The organism is Streptomyces sp. NPDC041135 (assembly GCF_055592085.1).
Genome location: NZ_JBVIYZ010000009.1, coordinates 80,528 through 93,835, shown reverse-complemented (window position 1 = coordinate 93,835; position 13,308 = coordinate 80,528). Strand labels below are relative to the sequence as shown.

Below are 13,308 nucleotides of genomic sequence, written 5' to 3'. Positions count from 1 at the left end.
TCCGCGGCGGGCGTGGCAGCATGGCTCGCCGTGAGGGCACCCCTGGCGGTACGGAGCCTGCGCGCGGCGGTGTTCGCCGCGCTCTGCGTGCTGCTCGCCGCCGGGGGGCATGCGCTGGCCACGGGCGCGGCCCCGGCGCTGCGGGTCCAACTCGCCGCGTGTGTGCCGGTGTTCGTGGCCGGGTGTCTCCTGGGGGGCCGTGAGCGGTCGCTGACCGGTATCGGCGGCGCGACGCTGGCCGCCCAGGGCGGGCTGCACCTGCTGTTCCACGCCACGGGCCCGCGGCACGCCCTGATGGTCGCGCACGGCACGGTCGCGCACGGCACGGTCACCCATGGCATGGCCACCCACGGCATGCGGATGGCCCATGACCAGGCGCACGCGATCACGCCGCACGCGACCGCCGCGCATGTCGGGGCCGCGCTCGTGCTGACCTGGTGGCTGCGGCGGGCCGAGGCCGCGCTGTGGTCGCTGCTGCGGCGGACGGCCGCCTTCGTTCCCGGCCTCGCCGCCTGGTGGCAGGTGGCCCGGGGAGCGGTGCGCGTTCCGGGCGCGCCGCCCGGCCGGCGGTGCGCGGAGGGCATCCGGTCGCCGACGCGGGTGCGGCTGCGGTACGCCGTGCACCGGCGCGGGCCGCCCGCGGGGAGGTCGTACCCCGTCCGACCCCCGCACACCCACCCCTCAGTACGGAGACCAACCCACTCATGTCCCCGAATCGCGTCACCCTGCGCCGCGCCGGCACCGTCACCGCTCTGACCGCCGCCGGGCTCCTCGCCGCGGCCGGCGTCGCCTCCGCGCACGTCACCGTCCATCCCGGCAGCTACGCCAAGGGAGCCACGGACGGTGTCCTGACCTTCCGCGTGCCGAACGAGGAGGACGGTGCCGGCACCACCAAGGTGCAGGTGTTCCTCCCCACCGACCACCCCGTCCTCGGCGTGCTCGTCTCCCCGCGGGACGGCTGGACCGCCAAGGTCACCGAGACCATGCTCAAGACGCCGGTCAAGACGGACGACGGCACCATCACCGACGCCGTCTCGGAGATCACCTGGACCGGCGGGAAGATCGAACCCGGCCACTACGAGGACTTCGACGTGGCCTTCGGTCAACTGCCCGACGACACCGACCGGTTGACCTTCAAGACCCTCCAGAGCTACTCCGACGGCAAGACCGTCCGATGGATCGAGGAGCCGTCCGGCGGCGAGGAGCCGGAGAATCCGGCGCCGGTCCTGAAGCTCACCGCCAAGGACGCGACCGAAGCCGGTACCGCGCCTTCGGCGTCCTCCGCACCCGCGAGGAGTGCCGGGGCCACGGCGTCGAGCGCGTCCGGCGACGCGAGCGACGCGACGGCACGGGGGCTGGGTGTCGCCGGACTGGTCGTGGGCGCACTGGGGCTGGCCGCGGCCGCGTTCGCCGTGGCGCGCACGCGCTCCACCCGGGGCGGGAGCGCGTAGGGCCTGACGCGGGCCTGACGCGGCTGTCCGCCAAGTGGCGCACACCTGACCCGGTGCCGGAACCCGGCGCCGGGTCCGTCCGACTCCTGGAGCGGTACGGCGGTGACTGCCCCGCGCCGTACGACGGTCCGACGCGCCCAGGAAGGTCGAACAATGGCCGAGTCCCGACACCCCGCCCGCGGAGCGGACGCGGGTGCCCGCAAGGTGGCGCCCTCGCCCTCGCCCCGGCCCTCGCCCCCGCCTCCGCTCGCGCTCCGCGGCTTCGCGCTGCTGCTGGCGGTGCTCTTCTCGCTGTCGTACGCCGTGGGATCGGCCACCGGACCCGTGAAGCCCGGCATCCACGGCACCGGAACCGGCGCCGGCAGCAGTGGCGGTGACGGTGGCGACGGTACCAGCGGCGCTCATACGGGTGGCATGCCCGGCATGCACGGGGACGGTGGGTGATGGCGGCCGAAGCACCGGCCCCGCTGGTGGTCACCGACCTCACGGTCGGCGGCATGACCTGCGCCGCCTGTGTGCGGCGGGTCGAGAAGCGGCTGGCCGGGCTGGACGGCGTCACGGCGACCGTCAACCTCGCCACCGGCCGCGCCCGGGTCACCCATCCGGGGGACATCCTCCCGGAGGAACTCGTCACGGCCGTCGCCCAGGCGGGATACGAGGCCGCGCTCCCCAGGCCGCCCGGGTCGGCCGGGGAGGGGGCCGGGGACGGGTCCGAGGCCGCCACCCGGCAGGAGCGTGAGCGGCTCGTCGTCACCGCGCTGCTCGCCGTCCCCGTGCTGGTCCTGTCGATGGTGCCTGCCCTGCAGTTCCGCGACTGGCAGTGGCTGTGCTTCGTGCTCGCCGCTCCGGTGGCGGTGTGGAGCGCCTGGCCGTTCCACGCGCGTGCGGTGCGGGGGCTGCGCCACTCCGCTGCCACCATGGACACCCTGGTCTCGCTGGGTGTGGTGGCCTCCTTCTCCTGGTCGGCGTACGCGCTGTTCCTCGGCGGCGCGGGAGGCCCCGGGATGCGGATGCCGTTCAGCGTGCTGCCGTCGGCGTCGCACGGTCCCGCGCACGTCTATCTGGAAGCGGCGGTCGGCGTCCCGCTGTTCGTGCTGACCGGGAGGTTCCTGGAGGCGCGGGCCAGGCGGGGGACCGGAGCGGCCCTGCGGTCGCTGGCGGGGCTCGCCGCCAAGGACGTGTGCGTACGGGACGAGCACGGCGAGCGCCGCGTCCCCATCGGGCAACTGCGTACGGGGCAGGTCTTCGCGGTGCGGCCCGGTGAGCGGGTCGCCACCGACGGCCGGGTGGTGGAAGGCAGTTCCGCCGTGGACCTCTCCCTGGTCACCGGCGAGAGCGACCCGGTCGAGGTGGGGCCCGGTTCGCCGCTGGTCGGCGGCGCCGTGAACGCCGGCGGGCTGCTGTTCGTCCGGGCCACCGCCGTCGGAGCCGACACCCGGCTGGCCCGCATCACCGAGTTGGTGCGGGAGGCGCAGGCGAGCAGGGCGGGGGCGCAGCGGCTGGCCGACGCGGTGGCCGGCGTCTTCGTCCCCGTCGTGCTGAGCCTCGCGGTCACGGTGCTGGGGTTCTGGCTCGGCGCCGGAGCCGGTCCCCAGGCCGCGATCACCGCGTGCGTGGCCGTACTCGTCGTCGCCTGCCCCTGCGCGCTGGGCCTGGCCACGCCGACCGCCCTGATGGCCGCCACCGGCCGCGGAGCCCAACTGGGCGTACTGGTCAGCGGTCCGCGCACACTGGAAACCCTGCGGCACGTCGACACGGTCGTCCTGGACAAGACCGGCACGCTGACCAGCGGGCGCATGACCGTCGCCCGGATCACCGCCGTCCCCGGCGGCCTCGGCGGCCTCGGCAAGGAAGCCGTCCTGCGTCTGGCCGGCGCCGTCGAACAGGGCTCGGAACACCCCCTCGGGCGGGCCGTCACCGCGCACGCGCGACGCTCGGCCCCCGCCGGGCAACCCCTGCCACCGGTACGGGACTTCGAGGCCACGCCGGGGCGGGGAGTGCGCGGCCGCGTGGACGGCCGCACGGTGGAAGCGGGGGCACCGGACGGCGAGCCGCCGACCGCTCTGCCGCCCCCTCTCGCGGCCGCGCTCGTCGCGGCGCAGACCGCCGCGCACACGCCGGTCCTCGTGCGGGTGGACGGGGTGGCCGAAGCGCTCATCGAGGTCGGCGACGTCGTCCGGCCCGGCAGCCACCGGGCTGTGCACCGCCTGCGCGGGCTCGGCATCCGGCTCGTGCTCGCCACCGGCGACCACGAGGCACCCGCCCGCGCCGTGGCCGACGCACTCGGCATCGACGAGGTGCACGCCCGCTGCATGCCCCAGGACAAGGCGGCCCTGGTACGGCGCCTGCGGGACGCGGGCGGCCGGGTCGCGGTCGTCGGCGACGGCGTGAACGACGCCGCGGCGCTCGCCTGCGCCGATCTGGGCATCGCCATGGGCACCGGAACGGACGTGGCCATCGGCGCGGCCGACCTCACACTCGTGCGCGGGGACATCGAAGCCCTGGGCGACGCCGTGCTGCTCGCCCGGCGCACACTCGGCACGATCCGGGCGAACCTGGTGTGGGCCTTCGGCTACAACGTCGTCACCGTGCCGCTCGCCATGGCCGGACTGCTCAACCCCATGGTGGCGGCGGCCGCCATGTCGGCCAGCTCCGTACTGGTGGTGGGCAACAGCCTCCGCCTGCGCGCCTGGCAGCCGTCGCCCGGCCCACCGGGGGAGCGACGGCGGTGGACGGGGCCGGCGGCAGGCGGGTCGGCGGTGAGGCGGCCGCCCTGCCCGCCGAGTTGACGCCCCGTCGGTGTGTCGTGTGTCACTCTTTGCGGGGTGAGTCCGGGGACAGGTGACCGAACGTACCCCCCGGCGACGATCGGACCTCGGCTTCGGAGATGGGCACGTCATGACGGTCGGAGGGTGGTGTCGCACGCTGCGGGCCGGCGTGTTCGCCGCCGTCTGCGTGCTGCTCGCCGCCCTCGGCCACGTGCTGATGTCCGGCACGTCCGTGCCCTGGTGGGCCATGGCCGCGGGCGCCGCCGGCACGGGCGCGGCCGGTTGGTGTCTCGCCGGCCGCGAGCGCGGGCGTGCGCCGATCGTCGCTGTCGTGGTCACGGCCCAGGCACTGCTCCACGAGACCTTCTCCCTGGCCGGGTCCGTCACGTCCGGCGCCACCTCGACCTCGGTCGGCATGGCTTCCACCGCCATGGGTCTCGGACACATGGGCTCCAGCCGCGTGGGTTCTAACCACATGGGTTCCAACCACATGGGCTCCATGCCCATGGACGGGATGGACATGGCGGGCGTGGGGCACATGGCAGCGGGCACCATGCCGCACGCGGTGCCCGCCGTGCCTCGCACGCCCGGCCTGATCGGCGCCCACAGCCTGGCGGACGGCGCCGCGTTCGGCATGTTCGCAGCCCACCTGCTGGCCGCCGTCCTGTGCGGTCTGTGGCTGGCATACGGTGAGCGCGCCGTCTTCCGCATCCTGCGCGCCGCGTCCGCCCGCCTGGTGGCACCGCTGCGGATGCTGCTCGCCTCGCCCGTGGTGCCGCGCCGGCCGTCCGTGCGAAGGCACCTCGACGGCGGCCGCCGTACGCCGGCCCGGCTCCTTCTCGGTCACGCCATCACCTCCCGGGGGCCGCCCGTGGGTGCCGCTGTCGCCTGAGACAGCCGGACCCACCGGGGCTCCCCTCCCGTTCCTCCTCCAGCAGGTCTCCTGAGCCTTCCTCTGAAGACGTCACCAGCCGTGCCGTGAGCGGTCGCCGAGCGACCGGCACGCGCGTCGCACGCACCCGAGCACGAGCCTGCGCGAGCCCCGGGCACCGCCGTACCACCCCTACGGCCGCACCCCGCTCACCGGACGAGCCGTGGCCGCACGCGGCCGAGGGCCCCGGACGACCCGAGAAGGACACCTCGTGATCACCTCTGCCCCGACCGTCCCGCCTGGCCCGCCTGTCCAGGATCCCCCGGCTGCCTCGCACGCGCGGCGGGCCTCGGCCGACGCCTCGGCGACCGCCTGGGCGCTGGCCGCCCGCGCCGGCGACCCGGACGCGGTCGACCGCTTCGTACGCGCCCTGCACACCGACGTGCTGCGCTACGTCGCCCATCTGGGAGCCGACCCCCAGAGCGTCGACGACCTGGCCCAGGACACGTTCGTCCGGGCGCTCGGCAGCCTGCACCGCTTCGAGGGACGGGCCTCGGCACGCACCTGGGTGCTGTCCATCGCCCGCCGCGCGGTCGTCGACAGCTACCGCCGGGCCGCCGTCCGGCCGCGGACGGCGGACACCCACGACTGGCAGGCGGCCGTGGAACGGGCCCAGCCGCGGGGGCTGCCGGGCTTCGACGACGGCATCGCGCTGCTGGACCTGCTGCGCGCGCTCCCCGGCGAACGCCGCGAGGCGTTCGTCCTGACCCAGGTGGCGGGGCTGTCCTACGAGGAGACCGCCCGGGTCTGCGGTTGCCCCGTCGGCACCGTGCGCTCCCGCGTGGCCCGCGCCCGGGCGACCCTCGTGCGGCTCGTCGACGAGGGCGACGGCTCCGGCCCGCGCGCCACCGCACGGCCCTTGATCGCACGTCCCCATAATTGCTGGTAGCGTGCAGCTGCACATGACTCGCAATAACGTCGGAGGACGTCGGACATGGCGCTGTACACGCTCCCTGAACTCCCGTACGACTACTCGGCGCTCGCCCCGGTCATCAGCCCGGAGATCATCGAGCTGCACCACGACAAGCACCACGCGGCGTACGTGAAGGGTGCGAACGACACCCTGGAGCAGCTGGCCGAGGCGCGGGAGAAGGAGACGTGGGGCTCGGTCAACGGCCTGGAGAAGAGCCTGGCCTTCCACCTCTCCGGCCACATCCTGCACAGCATCTACTGGCAGAACATGACCGGCCCGAAGGACGGTGGCGGCGAGCCCCTCGCCCAGGACGGCGTCGGGGACCTGGCCGACGCGATCACCGAGTCCTTCGGCTCGTTCGCCGGCTTCAAGGCCCAGCTGACCAAGGCCGCCGCCACCACACAGGGCTCCGGCTGGGGCGTGCTCGCCTACGAGCCGCTGAGCGGCCGCCTGATCGTCGAGCAGGTCTACGACCACCAGGGCAACGTCGGCCAGGGCTCCACCCCGATCCTGGTCTTCGACGCCTGGGAGCACGCCTTCTACCTCCAGTACAAGAACCAGAAGGTGGACTTCATCGAGGCCATGTGGGCCGTCGTCAACTGGCAGGACGTGGCGCGGCGTTACGCCGCCGCCAAGGAGCGCGGCGACACCCTGCTGCTCACGCCCTGATGCCGTAGCCACGCAGATGTCCTGCTCGTGATCGTCTTCTCACCCTTCACGGGCAGGCAGCACAAGGGAAGACTCCCGCGAGGCGGATCCTCGCGGGAGCCTTTCCGCTCTCCCGGCGCGCTGCCGTGCCGTGTGTTCGTGCCGTGTGTTCGTGACGTGTGTTAGCGTTACGGGTTTGCGTGGTCGTCGCGGTGGGCGACGGGCGACCCTGTCCGTGCGGTTCCGCCGGTGCGTGGGCCGCTCGATCCTGCCGGGCCTTCCTCGGTACGTTCCTCTGCGGAAGGCTCTTCATGAAGCATCCCGATGACTCCGGCATCGCTCACGGCGCTCCCGCCGACCCCGGGTCCCCGGCGCCGGCCCCGGCCGTGTCCTTCGCCGACCTGGGAATGCCTGCGGAGGTCCTGCGGACGCTGGACGGACTCGGGGTGCGCGAACCCTTCCCGATCCAGGCCGCCACCCTGCCCGACGCCCTGCGGGGGCGCGATGTCCTGGGGCGCGGGCGCACCGGATCGGGCAAGACGCTCGCCTTCGGCCTGCCGCTGCTGACCCGTACGGCCGGGCGGCGCGCCGAACCGAAACAGCCCCTCGCCCTGATCCTCGTGCCCACCCGTGAGCTGGCCCAGCAGGTCACCCAGGCGCTGGCGCCGTACGCCGAGGCCCTGCGGCTGCGGATGGCCGCGGTCGTCGGCGGCCTGTCGATCGGCCGGCAGATCGCGGAGCTGCGCCAGGGAGCCGAGGTGGTGGTCGCCACCCCCGGTCGCCTGCACGATCTGATCGAGCGCAACGCCTGCCGCCTGGGACGGGTGCGGATCACCGTGCTGGACGAGGCCGACCAGATGTGTGACCTGGGCTTCCTGCCGCAGGTCGTCGAGCTGCTCGACCAGGTGCGCCCCGACGGCCAGCGGATGCTGTTCTCGGCCACCCTGGACCGCGACGTCGACCAGCTGATCGGCCGCTACCTCCAGGACCCCGTGGTCCACTCGGTCGACCCCTCCGCGGGCGCGGTCTCGACCATGCGCCACCACGTCCTGGTCGTCCACGGCCCCGACCGCTACGCCGTCACCACGGAGATCGCCGCCCGCGACGGCCGCGTCCTGCTGTTCCTAGACACCAAGCACGCCGTCGACCAGCTCACCCGGCATCTGCGCGCGAGCGGGGTGCACGCCGGGGCCCTGCACAGCGGCAAGTCCCAGCCCCAGCGCAGCCGGACCCTGGCGCAGTTCAAGGGCGGCCAGATCACCGCTCTGGTGGCGACCGACGTCGCGGCCCGCGGCCTGCACGTCGACGACCTGGATCTCGTGGTCAACGTCGACCCGCCCACCGACCCCAAGGACTACGTGCACCGGGCGGGCCGCACCGCCCGGGCCGGTGAGTCGGGCAGCGTGGTCACGCTCGTCCTGGCGAACCAGCGCCGCGAGACGAGCCGCGTGCTGGCCGAGGCGGGCATCGAGCCGACCGTCACCAAGGTCCGCTCGGGCGAGGCGGAACTGAGCCGCATCACCGGCGCCGTGCGACCTTCCGGCACCCCGCTCGACGGCGGGCCCGCTGCTCCCCGGCCCAAGAACCACAACGCGCCCTTCCGCGGCCTCGGCACCAGCAAGGACGCCTCCCGCGGCGCCGGCGGCAAGTCCCGGAAGGCCGGCGAGGCCCGCAAGCTCGCCGAGGCCCGCAAGGCCGCCCTCGTGCGCCGCAACGGCTGACAGCGGTCGCCCTGTCCGCGCGTCCCCTCAGCAGGGCTGCCCGGCGCCCGCACCGCGTCCGGCATGACAAGCTGTGCCTGCCCACCCCCGAACCCAGGAGGTCACCATGACCGCAGAGCCCGTACCTACGGAAGGTTCGGAGTCGGCCACGCCCGAGACGTCCCCGCTGGCCCCGGACAGCGACGGCACCTACGACCTCAAGCGCAAGTTCCGCGAGGCCCTGGCCCGCAAGCGCGGTGCGCAGGCCGACGCGGCCGACGTCGCCGCCAACCCGGACGCGTCGAAGGTGCGTGCGGCGCACGGCCCGGCCGCGAGCCAGCGGTCGTTCCGGCGCAAGAGCGGCGGCTGAGCCGGCCCGTACCGCGAGCCGCCCGCGACGCGCGCCTGCCGGGGCGCGCGCCGCGGGCGAGGCGTTCCCGCGCGGCCATCGGCCCGCCCGGTGCTACGGCGCGGTGGGGGCGTGCGGGGAGCGGAGCACCAGCAGGGTGATCTCGCTGGGGGCGAAGACGCGGAACGGCGGGCCCCAGAAGCCGGTCCCGCGGCTCGTGTAGAGCAGCGTGCGGGCGCCGTGGCGGCTGAGGCCGGCGAGGGCGGGCTGGTCGAGGCGCACCAGGTGGTGGAAGGGCCAGATCTGCCCGCCGTGGGTGTGGCCGGAGAGCTGGAGATCGACGCCGGCGGCCGCCGCCCGGTCGACGAACTTGGGCTGGTGCGCCAGGAGCAGGACGGGCAGCCCGGGGTCGGCGCCCTCCAGGGCTCCGGCGAGGTGCGCGCGGTGACCGGCCAGGCCGGAGGACTCGGCGGTGACGTCGTCCACGCCGGCCACCACGAGGGTGTCGCCTCCGCGTTCGAGCAGCACGTGCCGGTTGCGCAGCGGCTCCCAGCCCAGCTCGCCCATCAGGTCGACCCAGCCCTGGGCCTCGCTGTAGTACTCGTGGTTGCCGGTGACGTACACCCGGGCCCGGGTGGCCCGCACGGTACCGAGCGGGAGGGCCTGGGCGCGGCGGCGTTCGGCCGTGCCGTCCGCGATGTCGCCGGTGTGGCAGACCAGGTCGGCTTCCAGGGTGTTCACCGTCTCGCACACCCGTGCCGACCAGCGGGCGCGGTCGAGCGGGCCGTAGTGGGTGTCGGTGATGAGGACGACGCGGGTGCCGTCCAGCCCGGCACCCAGCCGCGGAAGTGCCACGTCGAGCCGCCGCACGCGGGGCACGCGGCGCGCCTCGGCGTATCCCCAGGCGAGCAGTGCGGCGCTCACGCCGAGGACGGCCCAGGTGACGATCCGGGCGCGGTCCTGGCTCCCGCCGACGCCGGCCACGGTCAGGGCGAGCCGCAGCAGGACACCGAGCAGCACGGACCAGGTGAACAGCACCCAGCCCGCGCCCAGCAGGGTGTCACCGACGATCGACGCCCGGTCCTGCTGGCGCCGGCCGTGACCGCGCATCATCGCCAGCGGCATGCCTACGAGGCCGGCGGCGAACAGGGCGGTGCCGGCCAGCCTGACGGGCAGCGGCCAGTGCTGGCCGGTGTGCAGGAGCACCCAGCAGGGCACGGCCCACAGCAGGACGGGGGCGATCAGGGGCATGTACCGCATCAGGCGGAGCAGCCGGCTCGGCCGCGGCGCCCCCGCCTCACCCTCGGCGGGCCGGGTGTTGCTGGTGTCGGTCACGCTTCCCTCCCTGACCGGGCTGCCGTTGCGCGCACTGTATCCGGTCGCCTCCGGGGCGGCGGGCCCGGCGTGCACGGGCGCGATCCCCGACCCGTGGCCGTGTCCGCCATGCAAGACCCCCGCGAGAACTCCTTGACCGGCGCGAGGCACCTCTGCTGAACTCCCGTCCCATGAACCCGCGCGTGGACCTCACCCGGCGGCGCCACATCGACCTGGCGCACGTCTCCAGCGCGTTCTGTTGTCGCTGAGCCGGCACGTCGCCCTACGGCGCTCCGCGAGACTCTCGACCTCACCTTCTGCGTTCTGACGGTCTCCGCCTCGGGATCCTCCCCGCGTCTCCCCTTGCCGGAGAGGCCGGAGAGGGCTGCCCGAGTCCCTCGCCGACGACCGGACGACCGGTCGGCCGGGCCGCGGAGCCGGCCATGAGACGCCGTCCCGGTGGACCAGTCGCGGCGGTGCCGGCCCACCGGTCGTCCGGCCCGCGTCGGACGCCCCGGCGTCGTCGGTGCCTGCCTGCGGCCCCCTCCTGCCGCGTCGCGCACTGACGACCACCGCATGTCAGGTGGACCGCCCCCGCGCTCACCCCCTCACTCCGCTCTTCGCCCCTGCGCACCCTGTGGTGCGCCCGCCTCGCCGAGAAGGACCCCCGCATGCCTCCGTCCCTCCGCAAACTGACCGGCCGTATCGGCGCGGTCGTCGACGGTGTCGACCTCACGGCACCGGCCGATCCCTCGACGGTCGCGGCGCTCCGCCGAGCCCTCGACGCGCACAAGGCCATCGTGTTCGACCAGGTGGACCTCGACAACGCCGGCCAGGAGCGCGTGGCCGCGTGGTTCGGCGACCTCACCACCGCGCACCCCAACGTCCCGGCCGCCGACGGGACGAGGAACGTGCTCGCCGTCGACAGCGAGACGTCCAAGGCCAACGAGTGGCACACGGACGTCACCTTCGTGGTCAACCCGCCGCAGCTCACCATCCTGCGGTCCCTCACGGTTCCGCCCTACGGAGGCGAGACGCTCATCGCGAACGCGGCCGCCGCCTACCGCGACCTGCCCCGGCCCCTGCGCGTCCTCGCGGACTCCTTGCGCGTCGTGCACAGCAACCAGTACGACTACGCCCGCCCTTCCGCCGCGACGGCGCAGCGCCAGGAGTACGACCGGGTGTTCGTCTCGACCCCCTACGAGGCGGAGCACCCGCTCGTGCGGGTGCATCCGCTGACCGGCGAACGCGGCCTGTTCATCGGCGGGTTCGCCAAGCGCATCGTCGGCCTGCCCAGCGGCGACTCGGCCGAGCTGCTGCGCCTGCTGCAGTCGTACGTGACCCGTCCGGAGAACGTCCTGCGCTGGACCTGGTCGCCCGGCCAGCTGCTGATCTTCGACAACCGGATCACCCAGCACTACGGGGTGGACAACTACGACGACCATCCGCGCCTCCTCAACCGGGTGACGGTGGCCGGAGACGTGCCGGTCGGTGTCGACGGCCGCCGCAGCGAGCAACTCGTCGGCGACGCCTCGCACTACACCCGCGTCCTGGAGACGGCCGCATGACCGGCATCCGCATCGAGGTGCCGCCCGTCGCCAAGACCGCCGACGCCGAGCCGGCGAGCGCGCGGGAACGCGAGGTCTTCCTGCCGCGCGACGCCCGCCGCCGCACACCGCTCAGCACACTGCGCGAGCGCCTGCGCTGGCCGCTCGGCATCTACACCACTCCGGTCGTCATCCTGCTCGCCTGGGAGGCCCTCGCCAGGGCCGGCGTGCTGGCGAAGACCTACGCCCCGGCGCCGACCGCCATCGTGAAGGCCGCCGCCGACCTGTGGCAGCAGGGCGTGCTCGGGCCGGACGTGGCCATCTCGCTGCAACGGGCCGGCATCGGACTCCTGATCGGTCTGAGCGCGGGCATCGTCACCGGGGTGCTCGGCGGACTGCTGCGCAGCGGTGAGTACCTGTTCAACGGCCTGGTGCAGGTCCTCAACACGATCCCGCTGCTGGCGGTGCTGCCGCTGATGATCGTGTGGTTCGGCATCGACGAGCTCACGAAGGTGCTGCTGATCTCGTTCGGGGCCGGCGTCCCGATGTATCTCAACCTGTTCGCCGCGATCCGGGGCGTCGACCAGCGCCTGATCGAGATGGCGCGCACGACGGGCGCGGGCACGTGGCGCGTCGTGGCGCGGGTGCTGGTGCCCGGAGCCCTGCCCGGGTTCCTGGTCGGCCTGCGCTTCTCCCTCGCCTACAGCGTGCTGGGCCTCGTCGCCGCCGAGACGGTCAACGCGGACAAGGGACTCGGCTTCCTCATCACTCAAGGGCAGACCTATCTCCAGACCAACCAGGTCTTCGTGGGCCTGGTGATCTACTCCCTCCTCGGCCTGCTCGCCGACCAGCTCGTCCGGATACTCGAGCGGGTGCTGCTGCGGTGGCGCCCCGGATATGAGGCGTCATGAGCGGCACGACCGGAACCATCGGCGGCACGACCGGGACACGGACCCGGCGGCGCACCGGAGTCGTCGTCGAGCAGGTCGTCCGGCGGTTCGGCGACCGGGTGGTGCTCGACCACCTCGACCTCACCATCGCCGACGAGGAGCTGGTGATCCTGCTCGGCCCGTCCGGCTGCGGCAAGAGCACCCTCCTGCGGCTGCTCGCCGGACTGGACCGGCCCGACGGCGGGCGGGTGGAGGTCCCGGCGAGGCGGGCGATCGTGTTCCAGGCCGACCGGCTGCTGCCCTGGCAGCGGGTGCTGCGCAACATCACGCTCGGCCTGTACGGGCCCGACGCGGAGCAGCGGGCCCGCGAGGTGCTCGCCGAGGTGGGACTCGCGGGACGGGAGAGGGCGTGGCCCAAGGAGCTCTCCGGCGGCGAGGCCCAGCGGGTGTCGCTCGCGCGCGCCCTGGTGTCCGAGCCCGTACTCGTCCTGCTGGACGAGCCGTTCGCGGCGCTCGACGCGATCACCCGGCTGCGCATGCACGACCTCGTGCGGGCGCTGCGCAGCAAGCACCACGCGGCCATGCTGCTGGTCACCCACGACGTGGACGAGGCGATCGCCCTGGCGGACCGCATCCTCGTGATGCGCGACGGGCGCATCGGCGCCGCGCATCCCGTCCAGCTCCCGGCAGCGGACCGCGAGGCGAGCGTCGCCCGCGAGGAACTGCGCTCCGCGCTCCTGCACGACCTCGGCATCGCCGGTCAGCACTGACGTCCCGCACCACCGCACAGAAAGCCG

Annotated in this window: 13 protein-coding genes; 12 read left to right on the top strand and 1 reads right to left on the bottom strand. The window is 74.2% G+C overall.

The annotated features are described in order from the left end of the window. Positions 1 to 30 precede the first annotated feature (30 nt). The 9 genes from ACZ6CZ_RS21840 to ACZ6CZ_RS21800 all read left to right on the top strand — a co-directional run bounded on the left by ACZ6CZ_RS21840 (position 31) and on the right by ACZ6CZ_RS21800 (position 8,781). Positions 31 to 756 carry a hypothetical protein gene (locus tag ACZ6CZ_RS21840; RefSeq protein WP_469023608.1) on the top strand — a complete coding sequence of 242 codons (726 nt, stop codon included), beginning with the start codon at positions 31 to 33 and terminating at the stop codon, positions 754 to 756. Next, entirely contained in the window at positions 705 to 1,451 is a 747-nt protein-coding gene (locus ACZ6CZ_RS21835; protein WP_469023605.1) for a YcnI family copper-binding membrane protein, read from the top strand. Before ACZ6CZ_RS21840 ends, ACZ6CZ_RS21835 begins: the two co-directional genes overlap by 52 nt. Before the next feature lie 153 nt (positions 1,452 to 1,604). Beyond that, the gene (locus ACZ6CZ_RS21830; protein WP_469023603.1) at positions 1,605 to 1,895 is read left to right on the top strand and encodes a hypothetical protein; all 291 of its coding nucleotides are present in this window, start codon (positions 1,605 to 1,607) and stop codon (positions 1,893 to 1,895) included. Continuing rightward, positions 1,895 to 4,240 (top strand): heavy metal translocating P-type ATPase, encoded by a 2,346-nt coding sequence (locus ACZ6CZ_RS21825; protein ID WP_469023600.1) that lies wholly within the window; start codon positions 1,895 to 1,897, stop codon positions 4,238 to 4,240. The genes ACZ6CZ_RS21830 and ACZ6CZ_RS21825 overlap by 1 nt, the downstream gene beginning before the upstream one ends. Before the next feature lie 109 nt (positions 4,241 to 4,349). Next, the gene (locus ACZ6CZ_RS21820) at positions 4,350 to 5,111 is read left to right on the top strand and encodes a hypothetical protein (RefSeq protein WP_469023597.1); all 762 of its coding nucleotides are present in this window, start codon (positions 4,350 to 4,352) and stop codon (positions 5,109 to 5,111) included. Between the two features lie 250 nt (positions 5,112 to 5,361). After that, a complete protein-coding gene (locus ACZ6CZ_RS21815) occupies positions 5,362 to 6,039 on the top strand; it encodes a sigma-70 family RNA polymerase sigma factor (protein ID WP_469023596.1) in 678 nt (225 codons plus the stop codon). Between the two features lie 45 nt (positions 6,040 to 6,084). Further along, positions 6,085 to 6,732 carry a superoxide dismutase gene (locus ACZ6CZ_RS21810; protein WP_469023593.1) on the top strand — a complete coding sequence of 216 codons (648 nt, stop codon included), beginning with the start codon at positions 6,085 to 6,087 and terminating at the stop codon, positions 6,730 to 6,732. Positions 6,733 to 7,022: 290 nt separating this feature from the next. After that, positions 7,023 to 8,432 carry a DEAD/DEAH box helicase gene (locus ACZ6CZ_RS21805; RefSeq protein ID WP_469023591.1) on the top strand — a complete coding sequence of 470 codons (1,410 nt, stop codon included), beginning with the start codon at positions 7,023 to 7,025 and terminating at the stop codon, positions 8,430 to 8,432. 106 nt (positions 8,433 to 8,538) lie between these two features. Then, the gene (locus tag ACZ6CZ_RS21800; protein ID WP_469023588.1) at positions 8,539 to 8,781 is read left to right on the top strand and encodes a DUF5302 domain-containing protein; all 243 of its coding nucleotides are present in this window, start codon (positions 8,539 to 8,541) and stop codon (positions 8,779 to 8,781) included. A 93-nt stretch (positions 8,782 to 8,874) separates the two neighbouring features. On the opposite strand, the gene ACZ6CZ_RS21795 is transcribed toward ACZ6CZ_RS21800, so the two are convergent. Further along, positions 8,875 to 10,095 carry a metallophosphoesterase gene (locus tag ACZ6CZ_RS21795; RefSeq protein ID WP_469023586.1) on the bottom strand — a complete coding sequence of 407 codons (1,221 nt, stop codon included), beginning with the start codon at positions 10,093 to 10,095 and terminating at the stop codon, positions 8,875 to 8,877. A gap of 650 nt (positions 10,096 to 10,745) precedes the next feature. Between ACZ6CZ_RS21795 and ACZ6CZ_RS21790 the strand changes: the two genes are divergently transcribed. The 3 genes from ACZ6CZ_RS21790 to ACZ6CZ_RS21780 are packed head-to-tail and all read left to right on the top strand — an operon-like array spanning position 10,746 to position 13,281. Then, positions 10,746 to 11,642, top strand: a complete 897-nt coding sequence (locus tag ACZ6CZ_RS21790; protein ID WP_469023584.1) for a TauD/TfdA dioxygenase family protein — start codon at positions 10,746 to 10,748, stop codon at positions 11,640 to 11,642. Beyond that, on the top strand, positions 11,639 to 12,532 hold the full coding sequence (locus ACZ6CZ_RS21785) for an ABC transporter permease (protein ID WP_469023582.1): 894 nt from the start codon (positions 11,639 to 11,641) through the stop codon (positions 12,530 to 12,532). The genes ACZ6CZ_RS21790 and ACZ6CZ_RS21785 overlap by 4 nt, the downstream gene beginning before the upstream one ends. Further along, a complete protein-coding gene (locus tag ACZ6CZ_RS21780) occupies positions 12,529 to 13,281 on the top strand; it encodes an ABC transporter ATP-binding protein (protein WP_469023580.1) in 753 nt (250 codons plus the stop codon). The genes ACZ6CZ_RS21785 and ACZ6CZ_RS21780 overlap by 4 nt, the downstream gene beginning before the upstream one ends. Positions 13,282 to 13,308 lie beyond the last annotated feature (27 nt).